Origin of the sequence: Bacillus sp. ES1-5 (genome assembly GCF_022487605.1) — a bacterium.
GTDB lineage: Bacteria > Bacillota > Bacilli > Bacillales > Bacillaceae_G > Bacillus_A > Bacillus_A wiedmannii.
This window is the reverse complement of sequence record NZ_JAKVPU010000007.1, coordinates 84,944-102,061: the sequence shown is the minus strand read 5'-3', so window position 1 is coordinate 102,061 and position 17,118 is coordinate 84,944. Positions and strand designations below refer to the sequence as shown.

Below are 17,118 nucleotides of genomic sequence, written 5' to 3'. Positions count from 1 at the left end.
ATGGTAATTTATATATTCGGGATAACCGAGTGGAAATCCTTTGAAACTATGGGGGAAGGTAGTTGTTTAATGAAAGGTTGGATGGAGTGTACAGAAAAAGGGTGCACTCAAACTTTAGAAAAGGTATTTAGTAAACTTAAATTTTCGCCCAGCCCTTTTATGAGATATGTGATATTTCTCACTACTATTAAGTAACAATAAAGTCGTACTGTTTATAAAAGAAGTGACGTTGTTGTATCCCTTTGGATTTACTTATCTATGGGATAAGTAAAGAAGTAGACATATAAACTGAATATAAAAACGTTTTAATTCTTTGAAAACATTCCATAATTTAGTATTGTTATATATGGAATAATTTATTTGTACGAAAAGAGGAATAAGATGTTTATACAAAAGTATAAGGGTTTGATGCTAGGGATAGTTAGTAATATCCTTTGTTTACTTTAAAGATTTAGATTATATATATAAGAAGAGCCTTAAGTTATTATCTGTAACATTAATCATTATAGGTTGGGTTATTGTCTGTAATTCGACCCGTTTCAATAAAAAAAGAGAATAATAACGTATAAGATTATTATTATATAAATTTAGCTTGTTGAGCATGGGGAATACTAATCTTACAAAATTGTAAGATTAGAAGTCACATAGTTAGATAGAAGTCATTAACTTATGAAAAAAACTCATCTATAATCCAGATATAAATCATTTACTAAAGGAGTATTCTAATGAAAAAAATTATAAGTTATGCGGTGGTTATTGCTATTTTTATAGGAATAGGACTAGGAGTAAAACGTTTTGTACAAGGTCCAGGACAACCAGTCGATGGGATTCTAGTTAGTGGTACTGCAGCTGATGTAGAAAAAGTCAAACAAGAATTTAAAGATGATACTAAACAATCGATAGACTATAAAGTAAAGTATGTCACAACAATAAGAAAGACCCAATTATCAGAAGAAGATAAGAAACAAAATGATACAAATGAAGAATTTGAAATCAATACTACAGAATATGCAGTTATTAATAGTTCTACCGCGGTAAAATTATTTAATAAGGGACTTCTAAGAGCTAGAAAAGATCCAAATTCAGCGTCTCTTATTTCTGAGATGGTGAAAGATAAAAATAAAGTATCTAGTGACCATAATCTATTATTTTCTTATGCGGGTAATAATTCTACGGGTGATAATCCTATGGTCGATAATTTTGAAAATAACCAGTTGAATTTGAACGGTAAGATGGTATCTGCCCAGTATGTTAAACAGCAAATTTGGATTGGGTATGCCCCAATGAACCTTGTTATCCTAAAAGACCAAGACTATAATGCAATTTCTGAATCAGAGTCAATGATGAAATTAATTCAATTTAAAAAACGTGATTTTGATTATAAAAACAAACAAGAAGTAGATAAAGTTTTGCAAGAGATTGATCAGGTCTCATCGAATAATCAGCATAAAATAAACTTTGTAGAGGTACAAGACTAACTTAAAATGATAAGAAGGTGATATAAATGGAAATCGTAAGAATAGAGAATGTAGTTAAAAGTTATGGTGAAGGAAATAGTAGGGTAGATGCTTTGAAGGGCATAAATCTTTCTATACAGCAAGGGGAATTTGTTTCAATCGTAGGAGCTTCTGGCTCAGGTAAAAGTACATTACTGCATATTTTAGGAGGGTTGGACTGCCCAAGTTCAGGAAGTGTGTTTATTGGAGAGAATAATATTTATGATTATACAGATAATGAACTTTCGATATTTAGAAGAAGAAAAATTGGTTTTATATTTCAGTTCTTCAATTTAATTCCTGTATTGAACGTGCAGGAGAATATAGCTTTACCTACTTTACTGGATAATGAACCTGTAGATAATCCTTATATGGACGAAATTATTGGAATTCTGGGACTTCATGAAAGAAAAAATCATTTACCATCTGAATTATCAGGAGGTCAGCAACAACGGGTTTCGATTGGGAGAGCACTTATAAATCGCCCACATTTGATTTTAGCTGATGAGCCTACAGGAAATCTGGATACTCAAAATACAAAAGAAGTCATGGATTTATTAAGATTGACAGCAAAGAAATATAATCAAACTATTGTATTGATTACCCACGATTTAAATATTGCATCAACTTCTGACCGTATTATTACAATTGAAGATGGCCAAATCATTTCCGATCAGTGGCTAGCTACGAATAAGCCTAAGACGGGAGGAAATTAATTTTGATTGGTCATTATAAACAATTAAGCAGGAGATACTTAAAGGGGAATATGAAACGAACAATTTTCACTTTGATCGGAATTATACTCTCTGTATCTTTAATTTCTACAATCGGCCTATTTATGAACGGTACTCAGATTTCTCAAATCGAGAATACGAAAAAGAATCAAGGGTATTCTTTTCATGCTGTTGTATTTAATTACGATGAATTGACATTAAAGAAAATTAAATATAACCCGCAAATTGAATCATTTGGTTTAATGTCACAGGGAGAAACAGTCAAAGTCGGAGAGGCTGCTGTACAAATGAATTTTGCTGATGATAACGCCTTGGAGTTTTTAAAATACAGTATTATTAAGGGGAGAGTGCCGTCTAATGATCGAGAAGTTGCTGTGGATCCCTGGGTATTACCTTTTATAAAAGAAAATATCCAAATAGGTGATTCATTTGAATTGAATGAAAAAAAATACAAACTGGTTGGTTTTCTAAGTGATAGTGCATATACACAGGAAAATAAAGTAGGACGGGTACTAACCTATAAGCGTGAGTTTAGCGCTGGAGAAGGAAAAATATTAGTTGGAATTAACTCAAAAGCAAATTTTAATGAGGTTTTAGAGGGAATTAAGACCATTGCCGGACAAAATAATATTGAAATAAGTAATGAATTAATTCAATTAGAGAAACTAGGTTATAATGATTCGATTATGGCTACGCTAATTATTACAATCAGCATTGTTGTGATAGCGACAGTTGTTGTGATTTACAACGCTTTTCAAATCAGTGTCGTGGAACGAACGAGGCAGTTTGGTTTGTTGAGAAGCATTGGTGCAACACGAAAGCAAATTAGACAAATTGTGCTGAGAGAAGCTACTTTTCTGGCTGCTATCGCTATACCCATTGGAATTATATGCAGCCTAATAGGGCTTGCCTCTCTTCAGTTTATTTTTTCACTTTTAATGGAAAATAGTAAAGAGGTCTCGATATTCCATGTTGATTGGAAGATTTTATTAATCAGTTCGATTATTACCTTCCTTTCTATAATAGCGTCAAGTTTGTACCCAGCTTATTTTGCAGGCAAAATCTCCCCATTATTAGCAATCAGCAGCAGGTTGTCAATTAAAAAGGAACAAATCAAAAAGCAAAAGAATTCCATGTTGAAAAAACCTTTATCTTTTCCTTTGAGCATGGCTATGAAAAATGTGAAGCGAAATAAAAATCGCTATACCATTACAATCTTATCAATTATTATAAGTAGTGTGTTATTTATTACTTTCTCTTATTTAATGAATGTTGCATTTGCATCTAAGTCTTTCAATAAATTATCTGTTAAATCGGATATTACAATTAAGATAGAAGATAAGAATCCAGATCATTTAGCTGAAATTACACAAGTTTTGAATCAGTTAAAATCACTTGGAAATATATCTAATGCATACGAAAAGAAGGGCAATAAAATTGAAACTAAATTAAAGGATGTAACTCAATCTACCGCGACAGTTTTGGAAATAAAAAATACGATTGGAAAAAATCATACCATTACAATCGTAAATAATTATCAAGAAAATAAAACAAAAAAAGAAGAAAAACTTACTTTACAAGTGCTTGCATATGGTTTTATCACAGTCATTTCTTTAATTAGTAGTGTTAATATCTTTAATACTATAACTATAAGCATTATGACTAGACGAAAAGAACTGGCCGCGTTGAAATCCATTGGTATGTCACAAAAGGATTTGAAAAAAATGATTACCTATGAAGCTCTGATTTACGGTTTTTCTGGAAGTTTACAAGGAATCTTTTTTGGTTGTACATTGTCTTATATTATATATTTAGCTATATCTGATATGTTGAAAATGGCATGGACGATTCCCTATGAAGCTTGTATTATTACGTTTGTTTTAGCTTTAATAATTAGTTATTTATCAGTCTTAAATCCATTGAAAAAAATTCAACAAGATAATATCATTGATACTATCAGAGAAGAGTAATATTATAGGCCTGGCTAGATTATAGTCAGGCTATTCTGATTGGAGAATAAGCTAGGGGAAGAAAAAGGAGAGGACATACTTGAATAAAAAAATATTACTAGTTGAAGATGATGAAGCTCTTGGGCTAGCCATCGAATTTTCATTGAGGAATGAAGGTTATGAGGTGATTAGAGCGTCCAGTGTAAAAGAAGCTAAACACCAGTTTGTTCACAATACATTTGATTTGTTCATCCTTGATATCGGCCTACCAGATGGTAATGGTTATGACTTATGTTTGTATTTTAAAAAGCAAAACGAGAATTCGATTATTATTTTCTTAACTGCACTAGATGAAGAAGCAAATGTGGTAATGGGGCTGGATATAGGCGGTGATGATTATATAACCAAACCTTTTCGGGTTAGGGAACTCATGGCCAGAGTGAAAGTACAATTGCGTAAACAAGCGTCGCTAGAAACACCATCTCAAATTTTAAAATCTGAGAATATAAGAATCGATACGAACCTAGTCAAGGTTTATAAAAATTGTGAAAGTATTACATTGACGAATTTAGAATACAAACTGCTATTGAATTTCATGAAGAATTCTCACAAAGCATTAAAAAGAGATGAACTCCTACAACAAATAACAGAAGGAGATAATGTTTTTTTTGATGAAAACACGTTATCTGTATATATAAAGCGTTTAAGAGCTAAAGTTGAAGACAATCCTCAAAAACCACAGTTTATCGTTACCGAACGAGGATATGGTTATCGTTGGAGCAAGGATGTGATTGGGTGAGCAAGATAATGAAAAATACCGAGTTAAAAAGCTATATGACGATACTGGCCGTCCTTTTATCTATATTTGTGATTTACCAATTTATTATTCAACAATTATTTTATGATCATTTGAAAAGAGACTCTATTGCAACATGGGGTGAAATTACAGCTAGGTTGGTAGAGCAGAATCCAGAAAATGAAGCGGAAATTATGAAAGTTTTATCAAGTCATTCGTCTCACTCAAGTGAATATCAGGAAAAAGGGACAGAGATCCTAAAGCAGTATGGATTATATGAAGACTTGGAATCAAAATTTTTTCCTCACTTAAATAATCTAATTATTAATCACAATCAATTTATGATGTGGGGATTGATTGCTTTTGGATTTTTACTTTTTGTTGCAAACTACATGCAACAAAAAATTATTTTCAATAAGATTAGCCAGCTTACTAGAGCTGCAAAAAAAATAATCGAGGGAGATTACTCGGTTGTCATCAATGAAAATAAAGAAGGGGATTTCGCGAAACTGGCGATTTCATTTCGTTCAATGAGGGATATCATTAGAAAAAATATGCATGATTTGCTTGAAGAGAAGCGGTTTTTAGGAGAAATGTTGCAGGATATATCTCATCAGTTAAAAACGCCGCTTTCAACTATTTCTATCTATAATGAAATGTTGTTAAATGAGAAACTATCCCGAGAGCAACAAGCTCAATTACTACAAAATAATGATACTCAGATTTCTAGAATGAATGTCTTAATTCAGAATTTGTTAAAAGTAGCAAAAATTGATGCAAAAGCGATTTCGTTTGATAAAGAGCCAGGGAATTTAGTAGATACGACTGAGGAAGTACTAAATCGCTTGCAAAGCATGATAAGTGATAAAAATATTTTGATTGATTGGAATGCACCAAGAGAAATAGTCGTTATTCAAGACAAATTATGGATGCAGGAAGCTTTGTTAAACCTGTTGAAGAATGCAATCGAACATTCTAAACCCGGTGGTAAAATAATGATTCAGGCCAAAAATTCTCCAATCTATACAGAACTAGTAATCCAAGACTTTGGAGAGGGAATTTCAGCTGAAGAATTACCTCATATTTTTGAACGATTCTATAAATCAAGTAGTTCTAAAAAGCACGGCTCGACCGGAATTGGATTGGCACTTGTCAAAGCTATTATAGAGGCACATCACGCCTTAATTACAGTTGAAAGTGAAAAAAATGCTTATACAAAATTTACAATTATTTTTATGAAATTTTAATAACAGTTTGGTATATATTTTAATCTTTTTAATATAAAGGGGTTTTTTTATGTTTAATAGATTGAAGTGTTTTCTTTTATCTGAGAAAGAAATAGTTGATACTGTGAAAAAATACAAGGAGGAAAAAATACACGTTTCCATAATAAAAGATTTTTTAGGAGATTTAATCTTAATAAGAACTTTTATATTTTTAATGTTTGTTCCAGTATCAACTTTTATTTTTTCAATTATAATTTATGGAGCTGTTTTCTTTTTATCAGGCATTAAGATTACTGTTTGGGGCATCACTATAATGTTATTAGTTCCAATAACATTACTTTTCTATATGAATATAACTAATACATCAATTATTATTACTGATTTAGTGAGAAAATTTTTATTAACCATAAAATATCTAAATCCATTTTACTCAATAATAAATAAACCTTGGCTATTTATTTTTGAATTATTATTTGGTTTTTTATATGTATTTCTGCTATCTTTATTTTCTATTTGGATAGTATTACATTCATTAGAAATAGATTTTTCTGAATTTAGTTCGGAGGACAATCGAAGTTTCCAATTTTCAATTATTATTTTACATACAGCAATTTATTTGTTTATAAGAGTTCATGGCCAGTATTGTAAGACAATTAAGCAAAAAATTAAAAAGCTGAAAATGAAATTTTATTTATGGTTTTGTTCTATGATTGCAAGTATTGTATATATATTTGAATCACTCTTTAATTATATGAATGGAATCCAAGCAATTTATTTTATTTTTGTTTTAATGATTGCTTTAGAAAGAACAGTGACACATTATAAGAAATTTATAGATTTTTTAGAATCTGAAAATTTGTATGAAAAATATTTTTAGAGGGAAAAGTCTTTTGAAATATAAAAAGTTATACCTACTAAGTACTGGACGAGTGAAAAAACGCTATTCTTTTCTAGAATCATAGGAAAGGATAGCGTTTTTGTTTAAAATACTCAAAAAGAAAAATCTTTTGGCAAAGTACCACTTTTTATCATCGTTCTTAACCCATGTTTTATAATCCAAGGGTTAACCGGATGCTGTTTATCACGTAATTGCTGCAACCATTGAAAAACGAGTTCTTTATCTTCTTTCGTAATATCGTTAATATGATTGGCTACTGATTTTTGGACATATTTAGAAGGGTCATTCATTAATGACTCTAAAAGTTTTAAATTGTTCTTAAAGTCACCTTTCAGAGCTCCTATTTTTTTAGCCCAAGGAAGTCTTGGTCTTGTACCTTCGGAAACTAATCTTCTAATATGGCTGTTTTCGTCATGAATCCACTGTTGTAATACGTCTAGTGTGTCTTCATGGTATGTTTCAAGAAAAGGCCGAATGGCATATTCAGCAGTATTCCTTTTTGTTATTTCATACATTGCGTTGAATGAAGTTTCAAAATCGTTAAGCCCATATTTTTCAACGTATTTTGCAATAGGCATGTACATATATCCGTTTGTAAATGTGCCTACTTCTGTTGTATTTTCTGGTCCCAATGTTTTCAGTAAAATATGTATTGCTTCATTAAAATCTTTTTGTAATACATCGTGTAATTCATCTGCTATTACTTCTATACGTTGCTTTAACTCTAAATTTTCAACTTTACATGTTACGGAAGATACGAAGTTTCTTTTAGAGAAATTAAGATCGTGTTTACAAATAGAGTTAGCCATACTTTCTGCTAATTCTTCATTAAATAAAAATTTTAACGGAACATATTTACCCATGTTTTCACCTCAATGGTCAGCTAAAAACAATTTTTATTTTTTAATCGACAATCCATAAACTAAAGTCTCACTCGGAGTCGTAATACTAAAACCAGTCGTCTTATAATCAAGTTTCACCGTATCACCAGTATAGTCTTTCGTGAATGAATCCATTTGTACGATAAGCTCTGCATCTTCATATACAACATCATCTGCATTATATGAATCCCAAATTAAATCCACATCAACGAAAATACTACAAGAGTTTGTCATTGTTCCTCTAATGCGAATGATTTTTTTGTCTTCACGTTCTAATCTATGTATAGCTGCTTTTGCTTCATCAGTAATGCGAATGTTCATGGTATCCCAACCTTTATGTATATTTCCTTTATTATTGCAAAAACAGGAGCAATAGGGAAGGGAGAAGCATTGGAATAAAAAACGAGCAAACAAATTTGTTTGCTCGTTTTCCTTTATTTCAGTTCACATTTATCAAGCGGAATCACTTTCGTTTTCTTCGTGAATTTATATCCTAACCATAGTACTAAGAAGAGTGGTAAACCGATGTAAGAAACGAGTACACCGTTCCAATCGATTGCTTCGCCCATAAATGCGCCGTAGTTTTGTCCTAAAATTACGATGACACAAAGTGCAAATGCGAAGATTGGACCGAACGGGAACCATTTTGCTCTATATGGTAAGTCTTTTAAATCTTTACCTTGAGCGATATATGCTTTACGGAAACGGTAATGACTAATTGCAATTCCGACCCATGCGATAAAGCCAGACATTCCAGATGCGTTTAATAACCAAATGTATACAACACCGTCACCGAATAAAGAAGCAATGAAAGCGATACTACCAACAATTGACGTTACGATTAATGCGTTAACAGGTACACCGCGGCTATCTAATTTACCAAGAAACTTAGGTGCTTTTCCTTGGCGAGCTAAGTCCCAAAGCATACGAGTTGATGCGTACATCCCAGAGTTACCAGCAGACAGTACTGCCGTTAAAATAACAGCGTTCATAACAGAAGCAGCAAAGGCAACGCCCGCTTTTTCAAAAATAAGTGTAAACGGACTTACTGTAACATCGCTTGCGGCAAGGCTTTCAGTTGTATAAGGAATTAATAAACCGATAACGAGGATCGCAAGGATATAGAATAAAAGAATACGCCAAAAGATAGAACGAATTGCTTTCGGAATGTTACGCTCTGGATCAGCAGTTTCACCAGCAGCAACTCCTAATAATTCAGTACCTTGGAATGAGAAACCAGCTGCCATAAATACACCGATAATTGCCATAATACCGCCGTTAAATGGTGCATCTGCAACAGTGAAGTTTTTAAAGCCAACAGATTCGCCGCCCATAATTCCGAAAATCATCATAAAGCCGACAATTAAAAAGATAATAATAGTAACTACTTTAATAAGTGCGAACCAATATTCAGATTCACCAAACCCTTTAACAGATAAATAGTTTAAAAGGAAAATAATAGCTAAACATAATCCGCTCCAAATGAGGGAAGGGGTATCTGGGAACCAAAATTTCATAATTAATGTTACAGCAGCGAGTTCAGCAGCAATTGTAATGGCCCAGTTATACCAATAGTTCCATCCAAGTGCAAAGCCAAGGGACGGATCAACAAATTTTGTTGCATATGTGCTAAAAGATCCGGTAACAGGCATGTAAGCTGCGAGTTCAGCTAAGCTTGTCATTAAGAAATAAACCATAATTCCAATTGCGGCGTATGCGACTAGTGCACCGCCAGGACCAGCTGAATGGATGACACCACCGCTGGCAAGAAATAGTCCGGTACCAATTGTACCACCGAGAGAAATCATCGTAAGGTGCCTTGATTTTAAACTACGTTTTAATTCACCTTTTCCATTTGTAGTTTGTGTTTCAGAGGTAGTTTGATTCGTTGCGCTATTCATGTTCAACACTCCTTTTCTTGTAAGATAGGAAGGAACGGGGGAGAAAAATACAAAAAACCGCCAAAGGAATTTGGCGGAACGTTTCACAAATAACCACCCCATCATACCCTTCCGTTAAGATAGCACCCCACGTTTACACGGTAATTTTGTAAACGTGACAGTTCTGTTCCTTTCGGAGACAGCCCCAGCTCATAATTCCAGAGAAGAAATATAAACTTCGGCAACTTTTCCTTTCAAACGGAGTCGGTGACATTCTCTGTGTCTCGTCCGTTTTACTCATAAAAGTCGCAACCTCTACCTCATCGGATTGATGAGGATTTGATATATTGCTAAGATTTTTAATATATGGCAATTGTAATGACTTTCTGAATATATTGCAAGATATTTTGTTAGGAAAAGTCAAAAAATATCGGTTATTGTATAGGAAACGCTTGCAAAACTCCACCCGAACCTACTGTTATGTAACAAAAAATAAAGAAACAAATTGTTATACAAATGTTTCGCAAAAAATATTGAAAAACCCTTTAAAATTAAAAGAAAATTCAGAAAATATAATTCGACATAACTAACAAAAGAGGATTATTCCTTAAATTCGTTTCAAAGAATAAGTATAAACCTGATTAATAGAATGAATATTCTTTTTATTTCTGGTAAAATTGAGGTATTGTTTAATTGAAAAGGGGAAATTAACATGAAATTAGAAACAGAAAGGCTCTATATAGTGCCGTGTACAGAAGAGAGTATGAAAGTTGCTAACGAGCAAGGATTTAATAGTGGTCCACATATTGTAGGACATGTAGAAAATGTAAAACAAGATGCGGCTTTATTATCTTGGGGAGCGTGGTATGTCATTCGAAAAGAAGATGACATCGTTCTAGGTGATATAGGGTTTAAAGGGAAACCAAATGAGGAACATACAGTAGAAATTGGTTACGGATTTATTGAGAAATATTGGAATAAAGGGTATGCGACAGAAGCTGTAAGAGAACTAATAAATTGGGCTTTTCAAACAGGAGAGGTAGAAACGATTATTGCGGAGACACTTCTTGAAAATATTAGCTCGATTCGTGTATTGGAGAAATTACATATGAAGAGAATTAGCACTACAGAAACGATGATTAATTGGAAAATAGAAAAATAAAAAATACCGCTCGAAGTATATCGGGCGGTATTTTTATCGTTATGGTAGCATTTGTTTTTGATCATTCGGATATCCGGCTGTCGATGCGTTAGAACGCTTGGAATGATTGCGAACAGCAATGAAAATAGAAATAATAACGACAAGACCAACTGCCACGTAAGAAAGTGAAATAATAGTTGGATCCACTTTAAATGTAGTAAGCAATGTACGAATGTTTGTAAAGATAATAAGGCCCCCAACTAATACGCCAAGTAAATGAGAAGGAACGATGCGTACTAACCATGCAGCGATTGGTGCCGCAACGATACCACCGAGCATGAGAGAAAATACCCAAACCCAACTTACTTGTTCCCATCCAAGTGAAATGAAAAATCCAATTGTTGCAGCAAGTGAAACAGGAAATTCGCTCGTATCTACAGATCCGATAACTTTTCTAGCTTCATTTCCTCTTGCCAAAAGCACAGGTGTCGTAATCGGACCCCAGCCACCACCACCAGTTGAATCAACGAATCCAGCGAATAAGCCAAGCGGAACAAGCTGTTTTGCAGACATACGTTTTTTTGAAGTGACAATTTGTTTTTGAATGAGGAATCGTAATAAAATATAAACCCCTAAAGTAAATAAAAATACGGAAATGTACGGTTTAATTACATCACCAGGTAAATTGCTTAAAAAACATGCCCCAATAAATGCGCCAATTGCTCCTGGTAATGTAAGTCTGGAAACGGTATATTTATCAACGTTTCCAAATTTGATGTGAGATGCACCAGAAGCGGCGGTTGTAACGACTTCAGCTAAGTGAACAGATGCGGAAGCTACAGCCGGTGCGATACCAAACATTAATAATAGTGAGGTAGATGTTACCCCGTACGCCATTCCAAGCGCACCATCAATCAATTGAGCAAAAAATCCGATAATAGCAAAGACAATTAATTTCTGCATAAATAATCCCCCTGTAATAATAAATGAAAAAGACACTTTTCCCGTATGAGAAAAGTGCCTTTGGTTTTTCCAATCAGCAATAATTAAATTTGTTTCATTATAATACATATTAATCGTATAAATCAACTGGGTTTTAAAGTTTTTTGAATTGAATGAAAGAAAAATAAAATATACAATAAAAGGATGGAGAGAAAGGGGAGAAAGACATGTTACGATTTGATCATCTCGTACACGCAGTACATGGTACACCGGAGGAAGCGGCAAAACAAATACAGGAGCGTGGATTTCATACTGCAGTAGGAGGAGAACATATTACTTGGGGTACTTGGAATAGTTTATGTTATTTTGATTTATCCTATATAGAATTTTTAGCAGTGCAGCATGAAGAAAAAGCGAAGAAAGCAGACAATCCATTAGTACAAGAAACAGTAGTGAAATTACAAGACGGAGAAGGAATGCTACAAATCGCAATTCGAACAGATGCAATTGAAGAGCTAGCAGTAAAGTTTAGTAAGCACGGTTTACATACGATAGGACCATTTGAAGGGAAACGTATGAGAAAAGATGGCCGCCTTTTAGAGTGGAAAATGTTATTTATAAAGCAAGAAAAGAACGGACCGAAATTACCTTTCTTTATACAATGGAATGAAACGGATGAAGAAAGAAGAAACGATTTACGTAACATAGGGACGATCACTGAACATAAAAACAAAGTACAACAAATTGAAACGATTCATTACGCAGTGAAAAATGTTCGAGAAACGGTACGGAAATGGAAAGAAGTAATGGGGCTAACTGCAAGCCAAGTCGTTCAAAAGGAAGAATGGAATGCGGAGTGTCAAAGTGTATCGTTTGGTGACGTTCATGTGCAGTTTTGTGAACCAATAGGAGAAGGGTTAGTACTAGAACGTTTGAAGAATCATGGTGAATATCCATTTGCAGTGGAGTTTAAAGGTGAAAATATACGAGAGTATGAAGTGCTAGGTAGTTTGTACATATATTGATAGAGGTGAACGTTGTGAAGGAAATGCTTAGAGAGATAGAGAGAAATTTAGAATGGCCTCGTATTGTAAAGTGTACAGCTATGTCAAAAGGTTTTTCACATGAAGAGAAATATAAAATTGAATTAAAGAACGAAGAAATTTATTTTGTAAAAGTATGTGATGCTGTTCATTTTGAACGTAAACAAGAAGAATATATGTATATGAAACAATTAGAGTTATTACATATTCGAACGCCCAAGTTAATTCATTTCATAAAACTTGAGGAATTAAATAAATGTGTTCAAGTATTCGAATGGGTCCAAGGTGTAAATGGTGAAGAAGGTTTAGGGAAGCTATCGGTGGAAGAACAGTATAATGCAGGAAGAAAAGCAGGAGAAGTATTAAAGAGAATCCACTCAATTGGAAGAGAAAGTGCAAGTAATAAATGGGAAACGGTTCGATGGAATAAATACGAAAGATACGTAGAAGCGTTAGCAAACTATGAAATAGACTTCCTTGATTTAAAGCCAGTATTAAGTTTTGTAGGGGAGCATAAACAATTATTGAAAAATCGCCCTATTACCTTTTTACACGATGACTTCCATCCAGCAAATAGTATGATTCATAATAAGGAGTTTATCGTTATCGATTTTGGTGGATATGATTTTGGCGATCCAATACACGATTTCTATAACGTAGCGATTTTTACTACAAGAATAAGCAAACCATTTGCGGTTGGACAAGTTCATGGTTATTGCGGGGGAGAACCGTCACTTCATTTTTGGCAACTGTACTCCTTATATGCAGCAATGACATTGCCAGCTGATATCGTATGGACAAACCGAAGTACGCCACATTTAGTTAATGATATGAAAGAGAGATTAAACCGAATTATCGAAGATCATAATAATTTTTCATCCTATATTCCAAAATGGTATCAATCACAACATGAGGATATAATAAACAATAAGTAATGGAGGGATTCATATGGATAAAATAGCGGTAATTTCAGATATTCACGGTAATATTCCAGCATTAGATTCTGTACTGAAAGATATTAAAGTAAGAGGAATCGAGCGCATCATTTGTCTTGGAGATTTAGTCGGGAAAGGTCCACATTCCAGTGAAGTGATTGAAATCATTCGTAAAGAATGTGATGGAGTTGTAATGGGGAACTGGGATGATTTTATTACAAAACCGACTGAATTTGAAGCGTTAAAATGGCACCAAAAACAACTATCGGAAGAACAAAATGAATATTTAAGAAGCTTACCATTTTCAATCGAATTTTTTATGAGCGGCAAACTGATTCGTATGTTCCACGCATCGCCGAGAAGTTTATATGAAAGAATTCAACCACATGCCTCAAGAGAAGAGCGTATTAGTATGTTCGAAAATAGTGAGCTCACAGAGAATATAGAAGGGGAAAGAAAACCCGATGTCGTTTGCTACGGTGACGTTCACCAAGCCTTCGTTCAAAATTTCAGAGGGAAAACGTTATGTAATGCAGGTAGCGTAGGAAACCCTCTTGAAATTACACAAGCTTCTTATTTAATATTCGAAGGAACTTACAATGAAAAAGAAGCAGCAAGCTTTTCTATTCAACTCGTACGTGTACCGTATGATATTGAATTAGCCATCAGACTAGCAGAAGAACTCGATATGCCAGAAATTGAAGAATACAAACAAGAATTACGGACTGCTTTATATCGAGGATTTAAGGGGAAATAAGGAAAATATAAATCAATAAAAATATATCAACGATTTTTTTAGATATATCGATTTACCAACAAATAGCGATGAATTTAATTTACTGCAATTATATTATGTAAACAATATACAGGAGGGAATGTCATGCTCCGAAAACAATACATGAAAGAAATTGCTGATCATATTTTAAAATTAAACTTAACCCATCCAACAAGAGTTGGAGTAAGTGGTATTACAGCTTCAGGAAAAACAACATTTGCAAACGAACTAGCTGAAGAAATAAAAAAACGAGGATTACCAGTAACACGCGCCAGCATTGATGATTTTCATAATCCGAGAGCGGTTCGCTATGCAAAAGGAAAAGAATCTGCAAGAGGGTATTACGAAGATGCACACGATTATACAGCTTTTAAAGAAAGATTATTAAAGCCTTTAGGACCAAACGGGAATTTACAATATGAAACGAGTTCTCATAATTTAAAAACGGATATGCCTGTACATAATGAGCCATTAGTGGCCACGCAAAATATGATATTAATAGTAGATGGAACGTTTCTATTGAAAAAAGACGTTGAGTATTTATTTGATTACAAAATCTTTGTAGATACAGATTTTGAGATTGCGAGAAAACGTGGTGCAAAGCGCGAGACGGAGGCTTTTGGAAGTTATGAAAAAGCAAAGAAAATGTTTTTAAACAGATATCATGCTGCCTGTAAGGTGTATATAGATGAGCATAATCCGAAAAGTTGTGCGGATGTTATATTTCGGAATAATAACTTTGATGATCCAGTAGTTGTATATAAAGAAATTTAAGATTGTTTATACAGCAAAAAATTCGTGAAGGGGATGCTTTGGATGGATAAGAAAGATAATCCGAACGATTGGCCTGTATGGGCGAATGAGTCAGTAGAGATAGTTAATGCAAATCCTGATTGGCAAGATAAAGGCCGATGTGAAGAGCAGCAACTATATGAACTGCTTGCTCCTCTTGGTATAAGCAAAGTACTACATATAGGAAGTACATCCATACCTGGTTTACCTGCAAAACCTATCATTGATCTAATGGCTGAAATAGACTCATTTGAAAGAGTACTACATATTTCAGCGAAATTGGCCATATATAATTGGCATTATGTAAGCCCAGAATTGGATGAAAGACCTTGGAGAAGGTTCTTTGTGAAAGTTAAGAATAATAGGCGTGTAGCACACCTGCATTTAATGGTTAAAGGAACTGAGCGATGGGAGCATCAACTTTTATTTCGTAACCGCTTACGAGAAAATCCACAATTAGTTTATGAGTATTCAAATCTGAAACAAGATTTAGCTAAAAGATTTAACCAAGATAGAGAAGCATACACCAAAGCTAAAACAGAATTTATTAAACAAGTTCTAAAATGATTAAATTTTTGATTGTAACTACGTTTGAATACAAAAGAAAAAACATAATTTATTTTATAAATTAAACTTACATGAGATGCATGTAAACAAAGTGAGAGACTGCGATGTTCTAAAGTATTTCCTTTTATTTATCAGGATAAATTATATATAATTGAATCAAGTTCATATAAGGATAGGCAATTACAGGGGATAAAGCGAAAATATGTTAATAAAGTAAAAAGGGGACAGGAAATATAATGAATGAAGTACTCGAATTAAAAGAAGAACTACTACAAATTAAAAATAATAATTATGCTGTACCAGAAGACGTAGATGCATATCCATATGCACAGTGGATGCTAGATTATATTGGATCATCCGATGCTGAATTACGTGATGATTTAATTTATAGTACGCTTCACACATGGATTACAAATGATGTATTTAGACAAAAAGAGTTAAGAGGATTAATGTTACAAGCAATTAGTCCTGATTATTTATTTTATAAAATTGGTGAAAAGGGCACAGACTCTGTATTTAAACGTGCATTCTCCGTATTAATTCCGCCACTTATTTTATCTGTTCATGAAAGAGAACCACTGTTATCTGAAGAACAACTATACAGTGTGGCAGAACAAGTACTAGAATATGTATATTTAGAAGAAGATGTAAGAGGATACGTAGAAGGAAAAGGCTGGGCACACTCTACGGCGCATGCGGCTGATGCACTCGATGCGTTAGCACGTACTATACAAAATCGCGAGTTTTCATATGCAATACTAGCCGCTGTTCGCCAGAAGGTTCGATTAAGTGATTACGTATATGTGCACTTTGAAGATGAGAGATTAGTAGCGCCAATTATGTCGTTACGTAACCAAAATATTTTAACTGAAGAAGAGTGGGGCAATTGGCTACATAGCATAGCAACGGTTGAAGATATCCGACATCCACAGCATGCTATTTTAGTACAAAATATTAGAACTTTCTTAAGAAGTTTTTATTTTAGAGTTTTAGAGGCAGAAGGTAGTACAGCCTTTACAGATGATATATTGGAGACTTTGAAGGGTTTGCGTAGGTATTAAAA

General features: G+C 33.6%; 17 protein-coding genes and 1 riboswitch. Of the genes, 13 read left to right on the top strand and 4 right to left on the bottom strand.

What is annotated here, in order from left to right:
- Window positions 1-725: 725 nt before the first annotated feature.
- The 6 genes from MKO96_RS21275 (at window position 726) to MKO96_RS21250 (ending at window position 7,078) form a co-directional block, all read left to right on the top strand.
- Complete coding sequence (locus MKO96_RS21275; RefSeq protein WP_240588582.1) at window positions 726-1,478, top strand: lipoprotein BA_5634 family protein; 753 nt, start codon at window positions 726-728, stop codon at window positions 1,476-1,478.
- 26 nt (window positions 1,479-1,504) lie between these two features.
- Window positions 1,505-2,212 carry an ABC transporter ATP-binding protein gene (locus MKO96_RS21270; protein ID WP_240588581.1) on the top strand — a complete coding sequence of 236 codons (708 nt, stop codon included), beginning with the start codon at window positions 1,505-1,507 and terminating at the stop codon, window positions 2,210-2,212.
- A 2-nt stretch (window positions 2,213-2,214) separates the two neighbouring features.
- Window positions 2,215-4,200 (top strand): ABC transporter permease, encoded by a 1,986-nt coding sequence (locus MKO96_RS21265; RefSeq protein WP_240588580.1) that lies wholly within the window; start codon window positions 2,215-2,217, stop codon window positions 4,198-4,200.
- Between the two features lie 79 nt (window positions 4,201-4,279).
- Entirely contained in the window at window positions 4,280-4,978 is a 699-nt protein-coding gene (locus tag MKO96_RS21260; RefSeq protein ID WP_240588579.1) for a response regulator transcription factor, read from the top strand.
- Window positions 4,979-4,986: 8 nt separating this feature from the next.
- On the top strand, window positions 4,987-6,222 hold the full coding sequence (locus MKO96_RS21255) for a HAMP domain-containing sensor histidine kinase (protein ID WP_240588578.1): 1,236 nt from the start codon (window positions 4,987-4,989) through the stop codon (window positions 6,220-6,222).
- A 49-nt stretch (window positions 6,223-6,271) separates the two neighbouring features.
- Window positions 6,272-7,078: a hypothetical protein gene (locus MKO96_RS21250; protein WP_240588577.1), complete on the top strand. Its 807-nt coding sequence runs from the start codon at window positions 6,272-6,274 to the stop codon at window positions 7,076-7,078.
- 113 nt (window positions 7,079-7,191) lie between these two features.
- On the opposite strand, the gene MKO96_RS21245 is transcribed toward MKO96_RS21250, so the two are convergent.
- From MKO96_RS21245 to MKO96_RS21235, 3 genes are all read right to left on the bottom strand, one after another.
- Window positions 7,192-7,962, bottom strand: a complete 771-nt coding sequence (locus MKO96_RS21245) for a DNA alkylation repair protein (protein ID WP_240588576.1) — start codon at window positions 7,960-7,962, stop codon at window positions 7,192-7,194.
- A 33-nt stretch (window positions 7,963-7,995) separates the two neighbouring features.
- Window positions 7,996-8,301: an iron-sulfur cluster biosynthesis family protein gene (locus MKO96_RS21240; RefSeq protein ID WP_240588575.1), complete on the bottom strand. Its 306-nt coding sequence runs from the start codon at window positions 8,299-8,301 to the stop codon at window positions 7,996-7,998.
- A gap of 113 nt (window positions 8,302-8,414) precedes the next feature.
- Window positions 8,415-9,881, bottom strand: a complete 1,467-nt coding sequence (locus tag MKO96_RS21235; RefSeq protein WP_151634971.1) for an amino acid permease — start codon at window positions 9,879-9,881, stop codon at window positions 8,415-8,417.
- A gap of 112 nt (window positions 9,882-9,993) precedes the next feature.
- A riboswitch (Lysine riboswitch) is annotated at window positions 9,994-10,186 on the bottom strand.
- A 386-nt stretch (window positions 10,187-10,572) separates the two neighbouring features.
- On the opposite strand from MKO96_RS21235, the gene MKO96_RS21230 reads away from it, so the two are divergent.
- A complete protein-coding gene (locus MKO96_RS21230; protein ID WP_240588574.1) occupies window positions 10,573-11,022 on the top strand; it encodes a GNAT family N-acetyltransferase in 450 nt (149 codons plus the stop codon).
- A gap of 39 nt (window positions 11,023-11,061) precedes the next feature.
- Here the strand turns inward: MKO96_RS21230 and MKO96_RS21225 are convergent, their stop codons facing one another.
- Complete coding sequence (locus tag MKO96_RS21225; RefSeq protein WP_240588573.1) at window positions 11,062-12,072, bottom strand: sulfite exporter TauE/SafE family protein; 1,011 nt, start codon at window positions 12,070-12,072, stop codon at window positions 11,062-11,064.
- A gap of 98 nt (window positions 12,073-12,170) precedes the next feature.
- Here MKO96_RS21225 and MKO96_RS21220 point away from each other — a divergent pair, with 98 nt between their 5' ends.
- From MKO96_RS21220 to MKO96_RS21195, 6 genes are all read left to right on the top strand, one after another.
- Entirely contained in the window at window positions 12,171-12,968 is a 798-nt protein-coding gene (locus MKO96_RS21220) for a VOC family protein (RefSeq protein ID WP_240588572.1), read from the top strand.
- Between the two features lie 14 nt (window positions 12,969-12,982).
- Window positions 12,983-13,921, top strand: coding sequence for an aminoglycoside phosphotransferase family protein (locus tag MKO96_RS21215; protein WP_240588571.1), 939 nt, complete (start codon window positions 12,983-12,985; stop codon window positions 13,919-13,921).
- Between the two features lie 13 nt (window positions 13,922-13,934).
- Window positions 13,935-14,678, top strand: coding sequence for a metallophosphoesterase family protein (locus MKO96_RS21210; protein ID WP_240588570.1), 744 nt, complete (start codon window positions 13,935-13,937; stop codon window positions 14,676-14,678).
- A gap of 123 nt (window positions 14,679-14,801) precedes the next feature.
- A complete protein-coding gene (locus MKO96_RS21205; RefSeq protein ID WP_240588569.1) occupies window positions 14,802-15,470 on the top strand; it encodes a nucleoside/nucleotide kinase family protein in 669 nt (222 codons plus the stop codon).
- A 42-nt stretch (window positions 15,471-15,512) separates the two neighbouring features.
- Complete coding sequence (locus MKO96_RS21200) at window positions 15,513-16,055, top strand: GrpB family protein (RefSeq protein WP_240588568.1); 543 nt, start codon at window positions 15,513-15,515, stop codon at window positions 16,053-16,055.
- A gap of 236 nt (window positions 16,056-16,291) precedes the next feature.
- Entirely contained in the window at window positions 16,292-17,116 is an 825-nt protein-coding gene (locus MKO96_RS21195) for a DUF2785 domain-containing protein (RefSeq protein WP_240588567.1), read from the top strand.
- Window positions 17,117-17,118 lie beyond the last annotated feature (2 nt).